Origin of the sequence: Devosia rhodophyticola (assembly GCF_028816475.1) — a bacterium.
GTDB classification, from domain to species: Bacteria; Pseudomonadota; Alphaproteobacteria; order Rhizobiales; family Devosiaceae; genus Devosia; species Devosia rhodophyticola.
Genome location: NZ_CP118247.1, coordinates 345919 through 366821, shown reverse-complemented (window position 1 = coordinate 366821; position 20903 = coordinate 345919). Strand labels below are relative to the sequence as shown.

General features: G+C 56.3%; 21 protein-coding genes. 9 read left to right on the top strand and 12 right to left on the bottom strand.

The window, feature by feature from the left end; all coding sequences use genetic code 11:
• Positions 1–27 precede the first annotated feature (27 nt).
• The 3 genes from PSQ90_RS01795 (at position 28) to PSQ90_RS01785 (ending at position 3903) form a co-directional block, all read left to right on the top strand.
• On the top strand, positions 28–345 hold the full coding sequence (locus PSQ90_RS01795) for a hypothetical protein (protein WP_282211733.1): 318 nt from the start codon (positions 28–30) through the stop codon (positions 343–345).
• 15 nt (positions 346–360) lie between these two features.
• Positions 361–2511 (top strand): peptidase domain-containing ABC transporter, encoded by a 2151-nt coding sequence (locus PSQ90_RS01790; protein ID WP_282211732.1) that lies wholly within the window; start codon positions 361–363, stop codon positions 2509–2511.
• A gap of 102 nt (positions 2512–2613) precedes the next feature.
• Positions 2614–3903 (top strand): HlyD family type I secretion periplasmic adaptor subunit, encoded by a 1290-nt coding sequence (locus PSQ90_RS01785; protein ID WP_282211731.1) that lies wholly within the window; start codon positions 2614–2616, stop codon positions 3901–3903.
• A 16-nt stretch (positions 3904–3919) separates the two neighbouring features.
• On the opposite strand, the gene PSQ90_RS01780 is transcribed toward PSQ90_RS01785, so the two are convergent.
• From PSQ90_RS01780 to PSQ90_RS01725, 12 genes are all read right to left on the bottom strand, one after another.
• The gene (locus PSQ90_RS01780; RefSeq protein WP_282211730.1) at positions 3920–4840 is read right to left on the bottom strand and encodes an aminotransferase class IV; all 921 of its coding nucleotides are present in this window, start codon (positions 4838–4840) and stop codon (positions 3920–3922) included.
• A gap of 11 nt (positions 4841–4851) precedes the next feature.
• The gene (locus tag PSQ90_RS01775) at positions 4852–5316 is read right to left on the bottom strand and encodes an ureidoglycolate lyase (RefSeq protein ID WP_282211729.1); all 465 of its coding nucleotides are present in this window, start codon (positions 5314–5316) and stop codon (positions 4852–4854) included.
• A gap of 13 nt (positions 5317–5329) precedes the next feature.
• On the bottom strand, positions 5330–6634 hold the full coding sequence (locus PSQ90_RS01770; protein ID WP_282211728.1) for an aminotransferase class III-fold pyridoxal phosphate-dependent enzyme: 1305 nt from the start codon (positions 6632–6634) through the stop codon (positions 5330–5332).
• 138 nt (positions 6635–6772) lie between these two features.
• Positions 6773–7702, bottom strand: a complete 930-nt coding sequence (locus PSQ90_RS01765) for a dihydrodipicolinate synthase family protein (protein WP_282211727.1) — start codon at positions 7700–7702, stop codon at positions 6773–6775.
• A 58-nt stretch (positions 7703–7760) separates the two neighbouring features.
• Positions 7761–8774 carry an ABC transporter ATP-binding protein gene (locus PSQ90_RS01760; RefSeq protein WP_282211726.1) on the bottom strand — a complete coding sequence of 338 codons (1014 nt, stop codon included), beginning with the start codon at positions 8772–8774 and terminating at the stop codon, positions 7761–7763.
• Positions 8761–9777, bottom strand: coding sequence for an ABC transporter ATP-binding protein (locus PSQ90_RS01755; RefSeq protein ID WP_282211725.1), 1017 nt, complete (start codon positions 9775–9777; stop codon positions 8761–8763). Before PSQ90_RS01755 ends, PSQ90_RS01760 begins: the two co-directional genes overlap by 14 nt.
• A gap of 4 nt (positions 9778–9781) precedes the next feature.
• Positions 9782–10720: an ABC transporter permease gene (locus PSQ90_RS01750; RefSeq protein ID WP_282211724.1), complete on the bottom strand. Its 939-nt coding sequence runs from the start codon at positions 10718–10720 to the stop codon at positions 9782–9784.
• Positions 10717–11679, bottom strand: coding sequence for an ABC transporter permease (locus PSQ90_RS01745; RefSeq protein ID WP_282211723.1), 963 nt, complete (start codon positions 11677–11679; stop codon positions 10717–10719). Before PSQ90_RS01745 ends, PSQ90_RS01750 begins: the two co-directional genes overlap by 4 nt.
• A gap of 81 nt (positions 11680–11760) precedes the next feature.
• Entirely contained in the window at positions 11761–13338 is a 1578-nt protein-coding gene (locus PSQ90_RS01740) for an ABC transporter substrate-binding protein (protein WP_282211722.1), read from the bottom strand.
• Positions 13339–13418: 80 nt separating this feature from the next.
• On the bottom strand, positions 13419–13805 hold the full coding sequence (locus PSQ90_RS01735) for an FCD domain-containing protein (protein WP_282211721.1): 387 nt from the start codon (positions 13803–13805) through the stop codon (positions 13419–13421).
• Positions 13802–14125, bottom strand: coding sequence for a GntR family transcriptional regulator (locus tag PSQ90_RS01730; protein ID WP_282211720.1), 324 nt, complete (start codon positions 14123–14125; stop codon positions 13802–13804). Before PSQ90_RS01730 ends, PSQ90_RS01735 begins: the two co-directional genes overlap by 4 nt.
• 162 nt (positions 14126–14287) lie before the next feature.
• On the bottom strand, positions 14288–14962 hold the full coding sequence (locus tag PSQ90_RS01725; RefSeq protein WP_282211719.1) for an RraA family protein: 675 nt from the start codon (positions 14960–14962) through the stop codon (positions 14288–14290).
• A 258-nt stretch (positions 14963–15220) separates the two neighbouring features.
• On the opposite strand from PSQ90_RS01725, the gene PSQ90_RS01720 reads away from it, so the two are divergent.
• Genes PSQ90_RS01720 through PSQ90_RS01695 form a run of 6 tightly spaced genes read left to right on the top strand, consistent with a single transcriptional unit; the run spans position 15221 to position 20902 of the window.
• Complete coding sequence (locus PSQ90_RS01720; RefSeq protein WP_282211718.1) at positions 15221–16231, top strand: Gfo/Idh/MocA family protein; 1011 nt, start codon at positions 15221–15223, stop codon at positions 16229–16231.
• A complete protein-coding gene (locus PSQ90_RS01715) occupies positions 16228–17022 on the top strand; it encodes an SDR family oxidoreductase (RefSeq protein ID WP_282211717.1) in 795 nt (264 codons plus the stop codon). The genes PSQ90_RS01720 and PSQ90_RS01715 overlap by 4 nt, the downstream gene beginning before the upstream one ends.
• Before the next feature lie 12 nt (positions 17023–17034).
• Positions 17035–17994: a Gfo/Idh/MocA family oxidoreductase gene (locus PSQ90_RS01710; RefSeq protein WP_282211716.1), complete on the top strand. Its 960-nt coding sequence runs from the start codon at positions 17035–17037 to the stop codon at positions 17992–17994.
• A 3-nt stretch (positions 17995–17997) separates the two neighbouring features.
• Positions 17998–18786: an SDR family NAD(P)-dependent oxidoreductase gene (locus PSQ90_RS01705; protein ID WP_282211715.1), complete on the top strand. Its 789-nt coding sequence runs from the start codon at positions 17998–18000 to the stop codon at positions 18784–18786.
• A gap of 20 nt (positions 18787–18806) precedes the next feature.
• The gene (locus tag PSQ90_RS01700) at positions 18807–19619 is read left to right on the top strand and encodes an HpcH/HpaI aldolase family protein (protein WP_282211714.1); all 813 of its coding nucleotides are present in this window, start codon (positions 18807–18809) and stop codon (positions 19617–19619) included.
• Entirely contained in the window at positions 19619–20902 is a 1284-nt protein-coding gene (locus PSQ90_RS01695) for an amino acid deaminase (RefSeq protein WP_282211713.1), read from the top strand. Before PSQ90_RS01700 ends, PSQ90_RS01695 begins: the two co-directional genes overlap by 1 nt.
• Position 20903 lies beyond the last annotated feature (1 nt).

The following is a 20903-nucleotide window of genomic DNA, read 5'->3' as shown; positions in this document are numbered from 1 at the left end:
TGCCAGCGCGTACCAAGGGGTTATATTATGCGAGACGAACTTTATGCTGATGCCATCGGCGAAATCACGGTCACCGGAACAGTTGTACGTATAGATCTTGTGAGCCTGTCAGCAACGCAGCGGGATGATACCGGCCAGCCGGCGCCCGAGCATCGTCAGCGTGTAATTATGTCCCTTGAGGGCTTCGCCAACAGTTTTGATGTACTGCAAAAAGCTATGAATGGCCTGATCGAAGCCGGCGCAATTCACCGCACAGACACCAACGCAGAAAACATCGTGGTCCCCGCAAAGGGCGTCCAGCCAAATGGCACAGCAAGTCGCAATGGGTCCCCGAATTTCGAGTAAGAGTACTGCGTCACCATGGAAGACAAACCCCAAACCGGGCCTGAGTGCCTGGCGGCTACATTGCGCCACCACGGCATTGATACCAGCGCTGCAAGTTTGATTGCGGACTATGCCATCCGCGACGAGGGCATAGGTCTTGACCTGATGCTCCGCATGGCCCGCGACGCGGGGTTAAAGGCCCGGCGCACCAAGGTAAATCGGAAAACCATCCTACGCCTGGGCCAAGCCTATCCCGCGCTTGCCCGGCTTGAAAACGGCAACTGGGTTACAGTGTTGGGCGCTGAAACGGATCCGGAGGGTGCCGTCGTCTTGCGCCTGTTTGATCCCCTGGCCGAAGCGCCCGGCGGTATAATCAGTGTTGGTCTTGACCAATTCAGCAAGCGTTGGCGCGGCCAATTGCTGTTGGTCAAACGCAGTTTCGGCATCACCGATCCCGAACAGCCCTTTGGCTTCCGTTGGTTCGTGCCCGAGATCATGCATCAGGGTCGCCTGTTCATCGACGTAGCCATTGCCGCCCTGTTTCTCTATGCGCTGGGTTTGGCAACGCCGATCTTCTTCCAACTGGTCATCGACAAGGTGCTTGTTCACCAAAGCTACACCACCCTGATGGTGCTGGCGGTTGGTGTCGGGATCGCATTGCTGTTTGAAGCCATCTTTGTGTTCTTGCGACGCTATCTGCTGATTTACGCTACCAATCGCATCGATATCCGGGTTGCTACGCGCACGTTCCGGCACCTGCTGGACCTGCCGATTTCCTTTTTTGAGCAGGCATCGGCGGGTGTTCTGGTCAAACATATGCAGCAATCAAGCCGCATCCGTGAGTTCCTTACTGGCCGCCTGTTTCTGACCTTGCTTGATGCACTGTCACTATTGGTTTTTGTGCCGGTGCTGATGCTTTATAGCCCGGCACTCGCCATGATCGTGCTGGGCTTTAGCGCGCTGATCGGGCTGGTGGTGGCCATGTTGGTCGCCCCCTTTCGCAAGCGCCTCGCCGCTCTTTATGCGGCCGAAGGCGGACGGCAGGGACTACTGGTTGAAACGGTCCACGGCATCCGCACCCTTAAATCACTGGCGATGGAGCCATTGCAGCGCCGCGTCTGGGATGATCGATCAGCCCAAACCATCACCACGCGTTTCAAGGTCGAAACCATCTCGATCACCGCCCAGGCAGTCACCGGGCTTCTCGAAAAGCTGATGGCCGTTGCAATCATTGGCGTCGGGGCACTGTTTGTATTTGACGGGTCAATGACCGTCGGCGCGCTTATCGCCTTTAATATGCTGGCGGGCCGGGTTTCCGGACCGCTGGTGCAGATTGTCACCATGGTCCACGAATATCAGGAAGTGGCTCTGTCGGTTCGCATGCTTGGTGAAGTGATGAACCAGAAGGTCGAACGCGCCGGCCGTACTGAAGGACTGCGTCCCGAAATATCCGGCTCCATTGAATTTGAAGACGTCGCCTTCCGCTATCGGCAGGACGGTGCCTTCGCCCTTGATGAATTGTCCTTTGAAATCCCGGCGGGCAGTGTGTTCGGCGTGGTGGGCCGTAGCGGTTCAGGAAAAAGCACGATTACACGTCTGATCCAGGGCCTTTATCCCGTCCAGCAAGGGCTTATCCGCATTGGTGGGCATGATGTGCGCGAGCTTGATCTCAACCATCTGCGCCGCAGCGTTGGTGTCGTGTTGCAGGACAATTTCCTGTTCCGTGGCACGGTGCGCGAAAATATCGCCGCCGCCAAGCCAGACGCAACTTTTGAAGAAATCGTACAGGCGGCAAAGCTTGCCGGGGCTGTCGAGTTCATCGAACAAATGCAACGCGGCTACGACACGTTGATCGAGGAGGGGGCTGAAAATCTCTCTGGTGGCCAGCGCCAGCGTCTTTCAATCGCCAGAGCACTGGTGACCAACCCCAGAATATTGATCCTTGATGAAGCGACCAGTGCGCTCGATCCGGAGAGCGAGGCCATCGTCAAACGCAGTATCAAAGGGATCGCCGCAGGCCGAACCGTTGTAATCGTTTCCCATCGACTGTCGATGCTCACCGACGCCGACAACATTCTCGTCGTTGACCGCGGCCGTCTGGTCGACGTCGGCCCTCATGGCCAATTGGTATCGCGATGCACAACCTACCGGCAGTTGTGGAACCAGCAGATGAAGCTAGTCGGATGAGTGCACCGCAAAGAAAACCAAGGCTGGTCAAGCCACCCAAGAAAAAGCCCGAAGTCAAACTGGTGGAACCGGTAAAGACCGCCACGGTATCCGAGTTTCAGAGTGACGCCATCGCGCTCGAAGAGCGTCGCCCCCATATCGGCGCGCATGACGCTCTACCTTGTGGCGTTGGCAATTGGCTGCGGCATCTATTGGGCCAGTGTTTCCCAGCTCGACGAAATCGTGGTGGCGACCGGAAAATTGACCACCAGCGAGCCAACCTTGGTCATGCAACCCCTTGAAACTTCGATCATTCGTCAAATGAACGTCAAGGCGGGTGACATCGTAAGCAAGGGCCAATTGTTGGCCACCCTCGATCCGACATTTGCCTCTGCCGACACCGGGCAGTTGCAAGCCAAGCTGGATGGTTTCAAGGCACAGATTGCCCGTATTGAGGCCGAATTGGACAACAGCCTCTACCAACCCCCGCTCGGCTCTTCCCCCGAGGCACGTATGCAGGGGCAATTGGCGGCGCAGCGGCTCGCCGCCTACAACTCACGCCTTGCCGACTTCGACGCCCAGATTGCTCATGGTCAGGCGGTGATCGACAAGACGAAATCGGAGGAGCAAACGCTTGGAGATCGGCTGGCCGGTTTGCAGGAAATCCAGAGCATGTATTCAACGCTCGCAGACTCCGGTAACGGATCGCGCCTGACGTTTCTGCAAAGCCGTGATGTCAGTCTGGACATTGAGGTTACATTGACCCAGGTGCGCGGGCAGGCCGCTGAGGCGGCCCAGCAAATCGAGCAGACGCGGGCCGAACGTCAGAATTTTGTCGAGGAGTACCGCCGCGTTGCCATGGAAGAACTGGTTGACTTGATGGACAGGCAATCCGGGGCCAGCGAGGAATTGCGCAAGGTGGATCTGCGCACCGCAATGTCGCGATTGATTGCCCCAGCCGACGCCGCCGTACTCGAAGTCGCCCAGCGATCCGTCGCCTCTGTCGTGCAACCGGCTGAGCCCTTGATTACGTTGGTGCCGCTGAATGTTCCGCTGGAGGTTGAAGTAAGTGTGGCCGGTAATGACATCGGTCACCTCACAACTGGCGATGCGGCCCGCATCAAGTTCGATGCTTTCCCCTTCCAGAAACATGGAACAGTGGAAGGCCACGTGACTTCTATCAGCGAAAACTCGTTCGCCAAGCAGGCCAATGCCGACCAGGCCGGGGGTGCCGCTTTCTATAAGGTTCGCATAGCGCTCGGCGAGGACGAACTGCGCAATGTTCCAGCAACTTTTCGTATGTTGCCGGGCATGACCGTCGCCGCAGAAATTCATGCAGGCGAACGAAGCGTCATCTCGTATTTCCTCTATCCACTCATCCGGGGCCTGGACGAAAGCTTGAGGGAGCCATAAACCCGCCCGGTCGGGGCTAGGATGCTGCCCGTTGTGCTTGCGCCTGACCAGCAATGTCGAGCCCGACCAATTCGCTCCAGGCTTGCAGCAGACGTTTGGTGATCGGCCCCACGGTGCCATCCCCAACGAGCATTCCGTTAAAGCGAGTCGCTGGCATGATGCAGTAGGGGGTGCTGGTGAAGAACACCTCATCGGCCGTTGCCAGATCGTAAGGCTGCAGGATCGTTTCTACGGCAGGAATGCCAAGATCGCGGGCCAGGTCGAGCGCGACCTGACGGCTCAGACCGGCCAGACAATTTGCGGTGGTCGGCGTTTTGAGCACTCCGTCTGACACCAAAAAAATGTTTCCGCCCTTGTTTTCAGCGACATTGCCATGCACGTCCAGAATGACGCTTTGCGCCAGAGGGTCGACCAGTTTGGCTTCCATTTCAGCCAATGTGTAGGCCATGCGACTGCGGTTCTTGATCCGGGCATCGAGTGATTGGGAGGGGACGGCGCGGCTCATTGGTGTTACCGCGTGGCACCCACCGGTGTAATAGTCCGCCCACGGCAAGAGATTCATTGCCTGGGTGAAAATCATGACCGTTGCAGAACCCAGCTGCACCGTAGGATCAGCCCCTGCAATCGCCAAACCACGCGAAACATTATGAACGATCCAGCAATCATCGCCGGGCCCCATTAGGCCCAGGTTCGCCGCCAGCACGTCTTGGGTAATTTTCAACATGGTATCTGCGGTGCACTGCGGGTCGATCCGGGTGACCTTGAAGGATTTGTAGAGCCGCTCGATATGCTCCTCGAGCTTGAACGGCACGTGGCCGAAGGTGCGTGTTGACTCGGTCACTGTATCGCCGAGCATGACCGCACTATCAAATATCGAAATCCGCGCCTGCGACTCTGGCACCATTTTGCCCGAAATATAAACCTGCCGCTCTTCCACGATCTGTTCTCCTAAAGGGAATAGGTTAGGGGTGTTTCCAACTGGAACAGCACGCCATCCTCGCCACTATCGGTGCGCCACATCATCATGGCCATCCGGGCATTTGCATCCAGAGCCGTCAGCCCTGCATGCCAGACATTGGCAGCAATGCAAACCGCATCGCCGACCCCGGCCATAAAGCAGCGCGCCTTCGCAATGTCGGGCGAGCCATCGGGTAATGATGGCATGACACAAACCAGCCAACGCGTGGCGTTCAGTGCAAAAAATGTCTGCGCGCTATGCGGATGTCGCTCCACGGCTGATATCGGGACGGGTCCGTCCTCAACCTGTGGCGGACAAAGGATCGCCATGCCGAACTGACCCGGCGTCCCGTCATGGTCATATACCTCCGGCACATCGCGATATTGCCCCTCGGGTGCGCCAAGCAGCAAGGCCAGATCGCCGAGGCCCTCTTGGTTGATTGGCTCGATATGCATTGAATACTCCCCGCTAATTCAAGCGCTTGAAGCCACTGTGGCAAACAGGTCCCTTGAGTAGCCCCATGACATCGCGCCCGTTCTCGCATTCGGCGATCAGGGAAAACACGGAGTCGAGCGCTGTGAAATAGTCATCTATAATGTCTGGTGTGTGCGCGATGCTGGCATAAAAACTGGTGCCCGCGAGGTAACCTTTGTCCAGCAATTCCTGCGTAATCAGTGTCTTGTAGGCCAACCCATTGGGGCCTTCGAATGCAAAACTGGTCAGTGCGGCCAGACCGCTGGTCTTGATGGAAATTCCATGTCGGGCAGCCATTGCATGCCAGCCTCGCGTTACCGCTTCGCCCGTTCTTGTAATGACCTCCCAGGACTTTTCCCGCTCCATTACGTCAAGCGTAGCCAATGCGGCAGCGGAGCCGATGCGCTCCGTCCAGAAGGTGCTGCTGATGAACGTGTTTTGGGCGGCTTCCATGATGGCGCGGCGGCCAATAACGCCCGTCGCCGCGTAGCCGTTGCCCAAAGCCTTGCCGAACACGGCCATGTCGGGCTCGATCCCAAATCCCTTATGCAGGCCGCCAAATTCCTGCCGAAATCCTGAAGTGCACTCGTCTAGTATCAGAACCACGCCAAACTGCCTGGATAAATCGCGGACGCGCTGCAGGAAGTTGTTCTCAGGGGCATGATTGCGCATCACTTCCATCTTGATGGCGGCAAGATTTTGGGTGCGCACGATCTGTTCGAGCTGATCGAAATCATTGTAGTTGAACGGTATGGTGCTGCCTGCCAACTCGTGCGGCACACCATTGGGATTGAGGCCGGGCAACAAATGACCCGCCAGCTTTTCGCTGTCGCCAAGATTTGCTGCAAGATACCAGTCGTGCCAACCGTGGTAGCCGCAGATCGCCACATTGTCGCGTCCTGTTGCAGCGCGCGCAATGCGTATGGCAATCGCATTGGCCTCGCCGCCGGTTCTGGCAAATCGGGCCATGTCTGACCATGGGTGCATTTTGATCAGGCGTTCCGCCAATGCCACCTCTTCGGGGGCATTGAGTGTGGACATATTGCCCAGATCCACTGTCCGCCTGACTGCATCATCGACTTCAGGGTGGCCATAACCCAAGGTATTGGTGCCCACGGACATGAAGCCCATGTCGATGAATTCAGTGTTGTCGAGATCCCAAACCCGGCACCCTTTGGCTTTTGAAAAATAGGCGGGCCAAAATTCGGGTAAAAACATCTCCGGGCGTTTGGAGAGCAGCATGTTGCCGCCGGCAATCACCGACTTGGCGCGTTTCCAAAGCTCTTGTCCGCTCCCCAACTGACCCTCCCAAGCTTCATATAATATATGGTTATACTAATAACATGATATTAGTCAATCAGAGAACTAAATGACCGCCCGGCACATGGTGGGAGCCCGTAAGAGTAGGCGGTCAGTTGAATTCAGAAGCCGGTTTCGTCAAATCGCGTCGAGGAATTTGACGCCCACAAGGTTTCGCTCTTTCTTGAGAAGGCGGAATTCATTTTTGAGCGCCTCTTCGGCCTCGGGATCGTAGTAGTTTGAGAACGGCCGACGGCAATAGCCAGCATCCGCGCCCTGCCATGCCATGCCCCGCTTGATCACCGCCATTAGGCCGCGGCTTGCCCCAAAGAAAATGATGGCGTTCGCCGTTTCCTGCAACGCCTGCGCTTTGCCGAGATCTTTGGTGGCGATTGCGTCGCGAATGCCAATGAACAATTCTGGCATCAGATTGTAGAGCGATCCGATTATGCCATCCGCGCCAAACGACAGCCCCGACATCGCCATTTCATCGGCGCCCGAATAGACTACGAACTCTTTGCTGATTTCGGCCTTGATCCGCATAATTTCAAACTGAGTCGGAGCGGTATATTTGATCCCCTCAACGCCCTTGATCTGTGCCAGTTTGGCGATCATGTCAAAGCCGAACAGCCCGGCCAATGGCACATTGTAAACGATCATCGGCAGATCGGTGGATGCGGTTAGGTCAGCATAATAACCGAGCACCTCATGCTGTGGAAATGACCAGTAGAACGGTGGCACCGACGATAGTGCATCAACACCGGTTTTCTGTGCATGCTGGGCCAGATCAATCGACAAATGCGTGCCGATGGCGCCGATATGGGCCATGACGGGCACGCGCCCCGCCACTTCATCCACCACTACCTCGACAACCCGCTTGCGCTCTTCAGGCGACATCAGAAACGTTTCCCCGGTGCTGCCGGTCAGATAAAATCCATCCACCTTGCGCGCCAAAAGGAAGCGCACGCACGCCCGCATCCGCTTCTCGTCAAAAGCCTCATTTTCATCGAATGGGGTAATCAGGGCCGGGATCACACCGGTGATATCGCTTAATTTGAAAGCAGGCATTTCCAACTCCGGGAAAGAAATAGTCGCGAAAGATTTCATTGTGGGTGGGGTAGGGCGCTCAGACCGCCTCGGGAAGATCGACCAGATGGCAGGAGGCAAAATGGTCTCTACCATCCACCTCATAGCGCTTGAGCTTGGGGACGTCGGTCTTGCATCGTTCGATGGCGCTTTGGCAGCGTGGGTGGAACGGACAACCGCTTGGCGGGTTGACCGGGCTGGGTACATCGCCCTCGAGCACGATCCGGTCCGTCTGCTTGTCCAGATCGGCCACTGGTACGGCTGACAACAGCGCCCTGGTATAGGGGTGCAGCGTATGGTTGTATAATTCTTCGGAGTCGCACAATTCGACCACCCGCCCGAGATACATCACCGCGATCCGGTCGCAGATATATTCGGTCACGCTCAGATCGTGGGTAATGAAAACATAGGTCAGGTTTTTTTCCTGCTTCAGCTTCATTAGCAATTGCAGCACCTGCGCCTGAATTGATACATCAAGCGCGCTGACAGCCTCATCGCAAACGATGAGCTCTGGCCCAATGCTGAGCGCGCGCGCAATGCCAATGCGCTGACGTTGGCCGCCTGAAAACTCATGGGGATAGCGATCCATATATTCGGGGCGCATGTTCACCGCTTCAAGCAGGTCGCCGATGATCTTGCGGCGCTCGGCCCGTGATTTCACTCCGTACTTCTTGAGCGGATCTTCCAGCGAACCAAAAATTGTGAAGGCCGGATTTAGTGAGGAATGCGGATCTTGAAAGACGATCTGCAATTTCTTGCGATAGGGCACCATGCCCTCATTATCCAGTGTTGTAAGGTCCCTCTGCTCGTCGTCTGAGCAATAGATCACCTGGCCTTCGCTCGATTCAACCAGTCGCAAAATGGCCTTGCCCAGCGTGGTCTTTCCGCAGCCGCTTTCACCAACGACGCCCAGCACCTCGCCGCGATAAATGTCCAGATCAACGCCATCGACGGCTTTGACATGGCCCACTGTCCGTTTGAAGACGCCCGCTTTGACGGGGAAGTGCGCCTTCAGATCACGCAGTTTGAGAATGACATCCTTATTCTGCTGCATTGGCACCAACCTCTTCATGACGCCAGCACATGACCCGATGGGTCGACCCTATTTGCGTTTCGTCTGGCATGACGTCGCAAGCTGCTATGCGATAGGCACACCGATCTGCGAATTGACACCCTTTGGGGCGGTCGTATGGATCAGGCGTTGAACCCGGAATTGCCTCGACATTCTGGTTCTTGCCCTTGCCGAGGACCGGAATGGAGGCGAGCAGGGCGCGCGTATAGGGATGCGTGGGATTGCGTAGCACCTCATCGACAGTGCCCGCTTCCACGATGTTGCCCATATACATGACCGCCACTTCGTCGGCGAGTTCGGCGACCACGCCCATGTCATGGGTGATCAGCATGATGGCGGTGCCGTGCTCTTTCTTGAGCTTGTCCATAAGCTCAAATATTTGCGCCTGAATGGTCACATCCAGCGCGGTCGTGGGTTCGTCGGCGATTAAAATTTTGGGGCTGCACGACATGGCCATGGCAATCATGGCGCGTTGGCGCATGCCGCCGGAATAGCTGTGTGGATAGTCGTCGACCCGGCTCTCGGGCAGGGAAATGCCCATGTCCCGCAGCAGCTCTATTGCTCGGGTTCTGTATTGCGAGCGCGACAGGTCGGTATGATATTTGAGGCTTTCCGATATCTGAAATCCGATTGTGTAAACCGGGTTGAGCGCCGTCATCGGGTCCTGAAAAATCATCGCAATTTCGGAGCCGCGAATGGAGCGCATTTTTTCGCCGTTGCGCTCGAGCTGATCGATCCTGATATCGCCGTGCTCGGAATGATAGGTAATCTCACCCTCTTCGATGCGGGACAAAGTTGGCAGCAACTGCATGATGGTGGAAGCCGTCACACTCTTGCCGCAACCACTCTCCCCAACGATGCACAGCGTCTTGCCCTTCTTGATGTCGAACGACACACCATTGACCGCCTTGTTGCAGCGCTTGTTGGTGTAAAAAAAGGTCTTCAAGTTCTTGACGCTCAGGGCGACGTCTTGATGTTCGTTCATGGCATCACCCTTGCTGCGTTGGATCGGTAGCATCGCGTAGGCCATCTCCGATGAAGTTGACGCTGAGCACGAACAGCGAAATCACGATTCCCACTGGCAGCCAGACCCACCAGTTATTCTCCAGAATGCGCAAGTCCTGCGCCACATTAAGAATATTGCCCCAGGTCGGGATGTCGAGCGGCACCCCAAGGCCGAGAAAGCTGAGCCCCGCTTCAGCCAGGATGAAGGCCGCAGTGCTCAGCGTAATGTTGACCATAATCGGCCCCAGAGCGTTGGGCAGGATGTGCTTGTAGCAAATGATCGGCGTACTCAGCCCGAAGCTGCGCAACGCCTGCACATATTCCTCCTCGCGCAGCGACAGCATACGCGCTCGGGCCAGCCGATAGATGCCGCCCCAACCCGTGAGGATGAATATGATGATCAAATTGGAGAGCGACTGCCCAAGAATGGCGACCAGCAATAACACCAGGATAATTTGGGGAAACGACATGAATATTTCTGATACGCGCATGGCGAGCGCATCGCGCCAACCACCCACATATCCAGTGTAGCAACCAACGAGCACCCCAACCACCGCGGATGCCAGGGCGCTGCCTAATCCAACCAGAATGGAAATCTGCCCGCCATAAAGAACCCGAGTGAACAGATCGCGCCCTACTTTGTCAGTGCCAAACCAGTGCTCCCAGGTGGGTGGTTTCAATATGTTGCGCAGATCGATTGCTCGCGGATTATACGGCGTCAGCAGCGGGGCCAAAACCGAAACCAGCACAATAAGAGTAAAGACAACCAACCCAAAAGCAGCCAGGCGGTTGCTCAGGAACTTACGGGCAAAGCGGTAGCCCTTGGGGTTGGAAAGCTCGCCCGCTTCCTCGCGTCGACGAATCAGGTCGAACTGTCGATCAAGGTGGTTTTTCTTGCGGCCGCTATCGTGGGTCACGCTCATTTGTCCAACCTCACGCGCGGATCGATCAGAGCTGTCAGGATGTCCACCAGCAGACTGGCGGTAAGCACCGCCATGACTGACAATAGCGCAATCATCATCACCAGCGGATAGTCCTGCGAACGCACAGCCGAGATGAATTCACTCCCCACGCCGGGCCATTGATAGACCTGTTCAATAATAACCGACCCGCCGATCAGAACTGGCAGTCTAAAGCCGATCAAGACAATGACCGGGGTCAGAGCCACCCGAAATCCGTGCAACAGATTGACCCGCCATTCGGGAAGGCCTTTGCTGCGGGCGGTCTTGATATATTCCTTGCTCAATGCATCCAGCATCGAGGAGCGTGCATAGCGCATCACCCCCGCCGTCATCATGATCGACAGCACCAGCGCCGGCATGATGACATGGGGAACATGGTCCCAATAGCTGTCATATCCGGGCAGAAGACGCCCCCCGACCGGCAGCCATTGTAGTTTCAAGGCAAAGATCAATATGGCCACGAGGCCAAAGAAAAATTCAGGAACCGACACGCCCAGCATACCGGTGACGGTCAGCACGTTGTCAGTGGTCGAGCCGCGCTTCAAAGCGCTGATAACGCCAAGCACACATCCAAAAATTGTTGAGAACAGCAGCGCCACGGCCGACAGCTCCAGCGTAGCCGGTAGTCGATCCGATAGAATGGTGTGAATTGAGACACCACCGGCGGTGCTATAACCGAAATTGCCCTGCAACATGCCTTGCAGCCAGATCCAGTAGCGCACGAAAAAAGGTTGCTCCAGTCCCAGCGACTCCCGCAACGCGTCCAGTCGCTCGGCGCTGATGCTGGCCATCATTTCGGGGCTGATCATATGGGAAACGGCATCGCCCGGCGTAAGCTCAAGCCCAAGATAAACCAGGAAACTGATGACCAGTGCCATGGGTATCAGGATAAGAATGCGTCGGATGACATAAGCGAGCATTGACAGCCTTCTTTATCGGACTTGGTACGATGCTGCCGCAACCTGATGCCGCGACAGCAGTGTTTGATTTTCCCGGTCGCTCTAGTTCATTGGATAGTGATTGATCCACATCATGCGGGTGTAGGGAATGTCGGCAGGCGTGACCTTCATGAAGTCCATGCCTTCAAGCGCGCTGACATCGGCCGTATTCTTGGTGAAGCCATAGTCAGCCTTGTGAGCGCCTGCGTTCTTGAGCAGGTTGCCGTCGCCATCGCCACTGGGGAACGCCACGATTTCGTCAATCTTGGCAACGCCGCCAAAATAGTCGGGGAAGGGCACCATTGTGGTAAAGTCATTCATCTTGACTTCGCTGACCATGAACGGACCCGAACCAATTGGCTTCTGCCAGAAGGACGATTGCTGAATCTGCAGCGGATCGATATCAGGGAAGTACTTGGCGGGCAGGGGTGCAAACTGGCTGAACGACAGCAGCACATTTGGATCAAGCGTGGCAAAGGTCAGCGTGATCGTATTGCCGTCAAGCGCAATGCCACTCACATCGTCTGCGCTGCCATCGCTATAGGCATCGGCACCTTCAATTGAGTGGATGGTGTTGGAGACCACGGGATTGACCGTGGGGATCATCATCGCAGTCTTGATGCTCCAGGCGACATCTTCCACCGTCAGTGGCGAACCGTCATGCCAGGTCAGGCCATCACGAAGTGTGAAACTGACCGTCATCCCGTCATCACTGACATTGTAGCTTTCAGCCAATTGTGGGCCAAAGCTCGTCAGGCTGCCATCGGCCACCAGCAGGTGATCGAATACAACCTTGTTGTGGATCCAGATGCCAAGGTTGAGCCAGGGTTGTTCGAAGAACTGAGCTGGCGCGGTGTTTGTGTACAAAACCTTTTTGCCATCGGCATCGGGTTCAACTGTCCAGTCAACAATACCCCAGTCATAGTTGTACTGCTCGTTGCCATATTCATGGCCATTGCGGTTCAACCGGGTGCTCTCGTAGATGAATAGCTGCTGATAGTAGAGCGGAATAGTATCAAGCTGCTCATTTTCGTAGGTTTGGATCGCAGCATAGGCAGTCTTCAGCTTGGCTGGATCTGAGGTGGCATTGATGCCAGCGATCAGCTTATCCATTTCCGGTGAACCGGGGGTGTGAGCGGAGCTGCCGGTAGCAAAGCCATTGTAGTATTCCTGCAATGCAAGCGCGGCGCGCGCGCCGTAGCCAAGGTTCCACTTGACCGCCGAAGGTCCGTTTACGGGATCCTCAGGAACAGTGTTCAGTTGGGCTGCAACATCACCTTCGAGCAGGCGATAGTTCATTTTTATCCCAACATCGGCCAGATAGGCTTGGAATGCTGCCATCATGTCAGCGGTCAACTGATCAGCATAGTAGTAGACCATGTCCAGTTCTTGACTGGAATCCCAACCTGCTTCCTTGAGCAGTTCCCGAGCCTTGTCGGGATCATACTTGTAGGCATTAAGCCCTTCGGGCTTCAGTGGCCCATTGGGCAATAGGCCCACAGCGCTGATGGCTTTCCCCTCGAGGAGTGTTTCAACAATGGTATCCATGTCGATAGCGTATGCGATAGCGTGTCGTACGCGAATGTCTGATAGCGGATCTCGCGTTTGTAGCTTGTGCCCAGGCGAGCCCGGTCGACACAAACTGAAACGCGATAACCGCGACGAGCGCGAAAATCTTCTTCATTTTCAGTCCCCTTGTTCTTCGGCTTTCAAACCATTGATTACGAAACCGCACCGAGACCGTTCAGGGTCTCGAAAAAGTACGTGCCGTAATTGCGTGTCAGATGCCGCGTGAGAATGGCCTCAGCGGCATCAGAATTTTTGGCGAGCAGCGCCGCCAGAATTTGCTTGTGATCGTCGTTGCTGGCGCGATTGCGCGCCTCGAAATCGTCCTGAACCGGTCGGTTCTTCATCAGCTTCTCAACGAACGTATCGTGAAGCGCTATGAAGATCGGGTTGCCGGGCACTTCTGCCAAGGCCCGATGAAACTTGGCGTCGGCATCGCGAAATGCGGCAACATCGTTGATGGCCGCTTGGCATTCGTCCACCGCGCTGACCAATTTGGCCAGTTGCGCGTTTGTGGCATGCACCACGACGTAGCGGATCATACTTGTTTCCAGAAAAAGCCGGGCCTGTTCCAGATGAGCCTTGCCTTCACTGCTTTGAAAAAGAACTGAGCCGCGTCGCTGACACCGACCATGACCCGCGCCAACGTCGGCGCGGCTACCCTTGGTCGGTGGCCTTTGGAAAGGTCCGCGACGCCCATTCCCTGGAGCAGGGTAATCGCTTCACGCACCACATTTCGCCCGACGCTGAAGCGTTCACAAAGCTCTCGCTCCGATTGAAACATTTCGCCCGGACTTACACTCCCAGCATGAACTTCGCTGGCCAGCGTCTTGGCAATCTGCAGTGCAGAACTTGTGCTCATCGTCGGTAAAGCTCCTCCAAACCCTCCCGCGATCATCAAACTACGTATTCTCTTTGGTGTCTAGAAAATAATGTTTGGTAAACCAAAGGCTCAGCGCTGGCTTTCCAATTATCCCAATGAGGGCGCTGACTATCCGCTGACGCAATGGGTCCGCCGCCACCTTCACAGAACCTCGTGCCGCCCAAAAATATCGACCAGTTTGTCGCCGCGTCGGATTTCGTCGCGAACCGTGTTTTCGGCGGTCACCTTCTCAAACGACTTCTCGATGGTTTCCGCGATTACAGCGCTAGGGACGATGACAGTGCCATCTTGATCGCCAAACACAAGATCGCCACTCTCCACGCGAACGCCTGCGATTTCGCCGGGTACGTCCCACATCATCAGCTTGCCGCGATATTTTGTGTCGCTTGGGTTGGTGCCGGCACAATAGACGGGGAAGCCCATCTCTCGGATCATGCGAGAATCGCGAACGCATCCGTCGGTCAGGCAGCCGGCCGCACCGAGATAGGAGGAGCGTTCGGAGAGCAATTCTCCCCATGGCGAAATTTTCTTGTTTCCATGACAGACCAGAACCGGCACATCATTGGTGCGCAAACTGTCGACCAAAGCGATTTCGTGCTCGTAAACCTTGGTCGTCTCATCGTCGTGGTAGATCGGCATATAAAGCCCGACCCGCGCCAACCCGCACAATATCCGCGATGGATCCAGCGGCGTAATGCCGGGCGTCAGCACCTGATGGTGATAGCCAAGCATGTCCAGGGTGTCGGCGACGACCGCTGTGAACAATTGTTCGCGGCATAAACTAATCATTTCCGACAGGCGGTTTTCAGAACTCACGAACGACATTCCTCCAGTTGCCCGAGCGATTTGTCAGGCTTTGCACCGATATTGCGTAGATTAATCACGTCGATTAACTAATTGTAATTAAACGGTTTATTCTAATTTGTGCGACATCCTAAAGCTTGTTGACAGCCCAAGATATCTCATTAACATAACAACATAGTATTTGGCTAAGTCAAGCGACAATTGGAAAGCGGGTTTGCCTCGGTCAGCGAGGCAGCCACCGTGCTCGAATTTTTGCTCGTGGGGGACGTAGTGAGCAAACGTGTACTGATGATTGGCGCTGGGGGCATTGCCCGCCGTCACCTCAAAGGCTACCTGCAAACCGGCCGTGCCGAGTTGGCGATTGTTGAACCTGACTCGGACAAACGTTCGGCTGTAGCCGCGGAATTCAATCTTGCCGCAGCCCATCCGACCCTTGATGAGGTGCCGCTTGCCCAGTTCGATCTGGCAGTAATCTGCGCACCGGCTCACGTCCACGTTCCGCTGATGCGCACCTGCGCTCAAGCCCGATTGCCCTTCCTTGTCGAGAAGCCGCTTTCGGTTGAGCGTGAAGGTGTGGACGAGGTGGTCAAGCTTGTCGATGAGCAGGGGCTACTGGCCCGTGTGGGCTATGTCCGGCGCGTCGGAAAGGAAGTGCAGGCGCTGCGCAAGCAGCTGCTCGATGGCAAAATCGGTGCGCTGAAACTGGTCTACATGAACTCGTCGCAAGAATTTCCGAAATACCGTCCTGACTATCGTGAGACCTACTATGCACGCCCTGAATTGGGCGGCGGCGCCATCCTTGATGCAGCAAGCCATCTGTTCGACCTGCTGATTTGGATCGCCGGTGCGCCCGATCAGGTCATGTGCATGTATGACCGGCTGGTTCTTGAGGGCACGCAAACCGAGGATACGTGCCTGATCAGTATCCGCTTTCAAAGCGGAGTCATGGCCAATATCGTGCTCAACCAGTTTCAAAAGCCCAATGTCGCGACCTTTGAATTCATCGGCACAAAAGGCAATCTGCAACTTGAGCAATCACGGTTGCACTTTGCCGACGATGATAGTGGCAAATGGAGCGAAACACATGACTACATGGATGGCATGGTACCCACCGAAGCCCATCAGGCTCGGTTCGGTCTGCAGGCGCACGCAATGCTCGACGCTTTGGAAGGCAAGCCCTGCGAACTGGCAACGCTTGCCGAGGCGCGGCAAAACTTGATGATTGCTCACGCGGCCAAGCAGTCCTGGCAGCAAAAACGCATCATCGCGGTGGCACCATGAGCGCGTCCACTTTGCCCTTTTCGCTGAAGGGAAAATCGATACTCATTGCCGGCGGTGCCGGCTACCTTGCCGCGCCGGTCGCTGCATTGGCGGCCAATCTGGGTGCCAATCTATGCATTGCCGACCGTGATCCCGACCGACTGAAAACCGCCGCGACCGAGCTGGGTAATCGAGGGTTTGAGGGCGATATATTCGGCATTGACCTCGATATTGGCGACGAAAACTCGATCAATGCCTGCATTGATGCCTGCGCGGCGCGCTTCGGCTACCTCGATGGTTTTGTCAACGCTACCTTCGGCTCGACTGGCAAGCGGCTCGAAGATCTGACTAGCGAGGATTTTGACCGCGCCAATCGGGTGAATTTGACCGGTGCCTTCCTGATGGCGCGCAAGGTTGCCGAACAGATGGAGCAGGGCGGCAGCATACTCATGTACGCTTCGATGTACGGTCTGGTTGCGCCCAATCCTGCCGCATATCCCGAGGGGTTAAATCCGAATCCGATCGAATATGGCGCGGGCAAAGCCGGGCTTGCGCAAATGGTGCGCTATCTGGCCGCCCATTATGGCCCGCGCAATGTCCGCGTCAACGCCATCGCGCCCGGCCCGTTTCCAAATCTGAATACCACCGGTTGGAACAAGCCGTTCGTCAAGAACCTTGAGCAACACACCATGTTGGGACGCACTGGCGAACAGCATGAAACGGCCGGTGCCGCCACTTTCCTGCTGTCACCAGCCGCCAGCTACATCACCGGTCAGGTCCTCAGCGTCGATGGCGGCTGGACCGCTTGGTAATTGGAGCCTGAAATGTCTGTTTTTCCGCTCACTCAACCCACCATCCGGCTTGCCATGCTCGGTATGGTCGAAGGCAATGGCCATCCCTATTCGTGGAGCATCATCATCAATGGCGACTATGATGCTGACGCGCTGGCCAACTGTCCCTATGCCGCTATCAAGACCTATATCGGCAAACAGCCCCGCAACACGCTGGGAATAGCCGGTGCCGAGGTAACCCACATCTGGACCGACGACCCCGACGATGCCAGGTCCGTCGCCAAAGTGGCCAAGATTCCCCACGTCGTGGCGCGCCCTGAGGATGTGATAGGTCACGTCGATGCGGTGTTGGTCGCCACCGACAAGGGCTTTGAACATGTCGAGCGCTGCCGTCCGTTTGTCGAGGCCGGACTGCCCGTCTTCATCGACAAACCGCTCTGCGACAATCGTGCCGATCTTGAGGTTTTTTCCGATTGGGTAGCCAGGGGGCACCCGCTTATCAGTTCGTCGGCCATGCGCTATTGCAAGGAATTTGAACCCTTTCACCGCGCGACCCATGAATTTGGCGCCCTGCGCTATATCGACATGACGATGGCCAAGAGCTGGGAAACCTACGGCATTCACGCTCTTGAAGCGGTTTATCCCATCGTTGGCCCCGGCTTTGTCTCGGTGCGCAATACCGGCGACGCGGATCGCAATATCGTCCATCTCAAACACCGCGACGGCGTCGACGTCACGCTCGCGGTTGTCAACGATTTGTACGGTGGCTTCGGCTTGATGACCCTGGCCGGGACGGCAGCAGCCACCCAATTGCGGTTCTTTGACAATTACTATTCCTTCAAGCAGCAATTGCAGGCCTATGTCGACTATTTGCGGTCTGGCACCCCGCCCGTACCCTGGGCCGAAACGCGCGAACTCATGCAATTGGTCATCGGCGGGCTTGAAAGCCGCAATGACGGCGGACGCGAAGTATTTTTATCGGAGTTGGAGTAGGTGATGAGCACGATATTGGACAGTTTTTCGTTGGCGGGCAAAACCGCATTGGTGACCGGCGGTGCCGGACTCTATGGCCGCCAGATCGTAGCTGCGGTCGCTGAAGCAGGTGCCCGGACCTTTATTGCCGCCCGCGATCTGGAAAAGCTTGAAATCGTTGCCGCCCAAGAGCGCGCCCGCGGTTATGACGTGACCGCCCACCACCTCGATCTGGGGTCGGATCAGTCCATCGAAAAACTTCATGCCGACATCATCGCCGCCGCTGGAAAATGCGACATTCTGATCAACAACGCCGTCACCCGTTCCGCCATATCCGGCTGGGACCATGATCTGGACGCCTATGACAAGAGCCTGCATGTCAATGCCTCGGCCCTGTTCAAGATCACCCATCTGTTCAGTCAGAACATGCGCCAGAACCGCAGCGGATCGATCATCAATATCGGCTCGATGATGGGGTCGGTCGGCGTTGAAATGCACAATTATGTAGGCACCGACATGATGGCGAACCCATCGCCAATCTATCACTATGAAAAAGGCGGCATGCTAAATTTCAGTCGTTGGGCCGCCAGCATACTCGGGCCGGACAATGTCCGGGTAAATTGTTTGGCGCCCGGTGGATTTTTGAGCGGGCAGCCCGAAAAATTCGTCAAGAACTATAGTGATCGCACCCAGTTGGGCCGCATGGCCAACGATACTGATCTCAAGGGCGCCATTGTCTTTCTTGCCTCCGATGCCTCCGCCTATATCACCGGTGCCAATATTCCAGTCGATGGCGGCTACACAGCCAAATAACCCAACCTGACGAGGCTCTCATGACTTCAGCTCAACCCTATACCGCCGGACCGGCAACCCGATTTGCCATGCGACCCAGCCGGGTGCTTCGCACCATTCGCGAGGGCAGGGTGGCCCGCGTCCTCAAACTCAACACCAGTGACGCCAAGGTTGCTGAGGTCTTCGCCTCCGCCCAGCCGGACGCCATATGGCTGTGCATGGAGCATACCTCGGCCAGTTTCGAGCAGATCGAAAACCAGATCCGCGCCGCAAAGCTCTATGATGTCGATACCTTGGTCCGGGTCGCTCGGGGAAGCTATTCAGACTATATTCGTCCGCTGGAAATGGATGCTACCGGCCTGATTGTGCCGCATGTGATGAATCTGGCCGACGCCACCATGGTACGCGATTTCACCAAATTTGCCCCCGCCGGCAAGCGCGCCGTCGATGGCGGCAACAATGACGCCATGTTCACCCGCGTCAGCTTCCTCGATTATCTGGCTACCGCCAATCAGGAACGCTTTGTGTGCCATCAGATTGAAGACCCCGAAGCGCTTGACGATCTCGAACGCATTGCCGAACTTGACGGCGTAGACGCGCTGTTTTTCGGCCCCGGTGACTTTTCGGTCGCCTTGGGCATTCCGGGCCAGATTCAACATCCCGAGATCAAGGCGGTGCGTAAGAAAGTTGCCGAGGTGGCGCGCAAACACGGCAAGATTGCCGCCACTGTGGGTGGCCCAGACGTTTTGGGCGAATATGTCGATATGGGCTACAACCTCATCAATGTCGGTGCCGACGTGATCGCACTGGCCAATTATGCCGATGAAATGCTGTCGGCTTTTGATCGATTGTGATGCTCAACCTCAGCCAGATCAATAGCACCATTCTGGACGGACGCACCAAGGGTGTACCCGGCACCACCAGCCCCTTCAGGCTCGCGGATATTGGCGAGAAAGGCTGGAATGTCCTGGCCGAGGATTTGCCGCTGCCCCTCATGGTGCTCAAACGCAGCGCGTTGGACTACAACGCAAATTTGTTCGCGGACTATCTCGCCCAACGCGGCCTGTCGCTGGCGCCGCACGGCAAGACCACCATGTGTCCGCAGATTTTCGATGAGCAATTGCGCAATGGCGCCTGGGCCATCAGCGCCGCCACCGCCAATCAGGTCCACACCATGCACCACTTCGGTGTCCGCCGCATAATTTTGGCCAATCAGCTGGTCGGCAAGGCCAACGTCTCCATGATTGCGCAGCTTTTGGCTGAAGACCCGGATTTCGAGTTCTACTGTTTTCTCGATTCCCGCGCCCAACTCCAACAGCTGCAACGGCATCTGGCCGGTAAAAAACTGCAGCGCCCAATGCGCCTGTTGATCGAAATCGGCGCCGCGGGCGGGCGCACCGGCGTGCGTGATCTTGATACTGCGCTGGCGCTTGAAGCCGCCATTCGCCAATGCGATGCCGATCAGTTGGCATTTGCCGGCCTATCCGCCTTTGAGGGCGCATTGCCGGGTCTGGATCAGGGCTCGAACCCGGTGAGTGACTTTGCCGATTTTGTCGTAAAAGTTGCCCAAGCCCTCCCTCCGGAAGCCTTTGCCAAACTTGATGAATTCATCATGAGCGGCGGTGGATCGGCCTATTTCGACATGATCGCCGACAGGTTTGCCATGCTCGACCTTGCAGTGCCCACCCGCATCGTTTTGCGCAGCGGCTGCTATGTCACCAACGACCATGGGGCCTATCACAATTTGCAGGAAGCCGCGCGACGCGACCCGAACCGACATTGGAATGCAAGCTTCCAACCGGCGCTGGAAGCCTGGTCCTATGTGCAGTCCATGCCCGAGCCAGGTCTGGCGTTTTTGACCATGGGCAAGCGCGACATTCCCTTCGATGCCGGTCTGCCGCTGCCGATCAAGTGCTATCGCCCCGGTGTCGGCTTTCTCGATATCGGCAAAGCCGAAATTTTTAGTACCAATGACCAGCATGCCTATGTCCGTCTGGGTGAGGGGGCCGATTGGCAGGTTGGTGACCTGATCGGCTCAGGCATTTCCCATCCCTGCACGGCCTTTGACAAATGGCGCTATATTCCGGTGGTTGATGATGACTATGATGTCATCGACGCGATGCTGACATTCTTCTAAA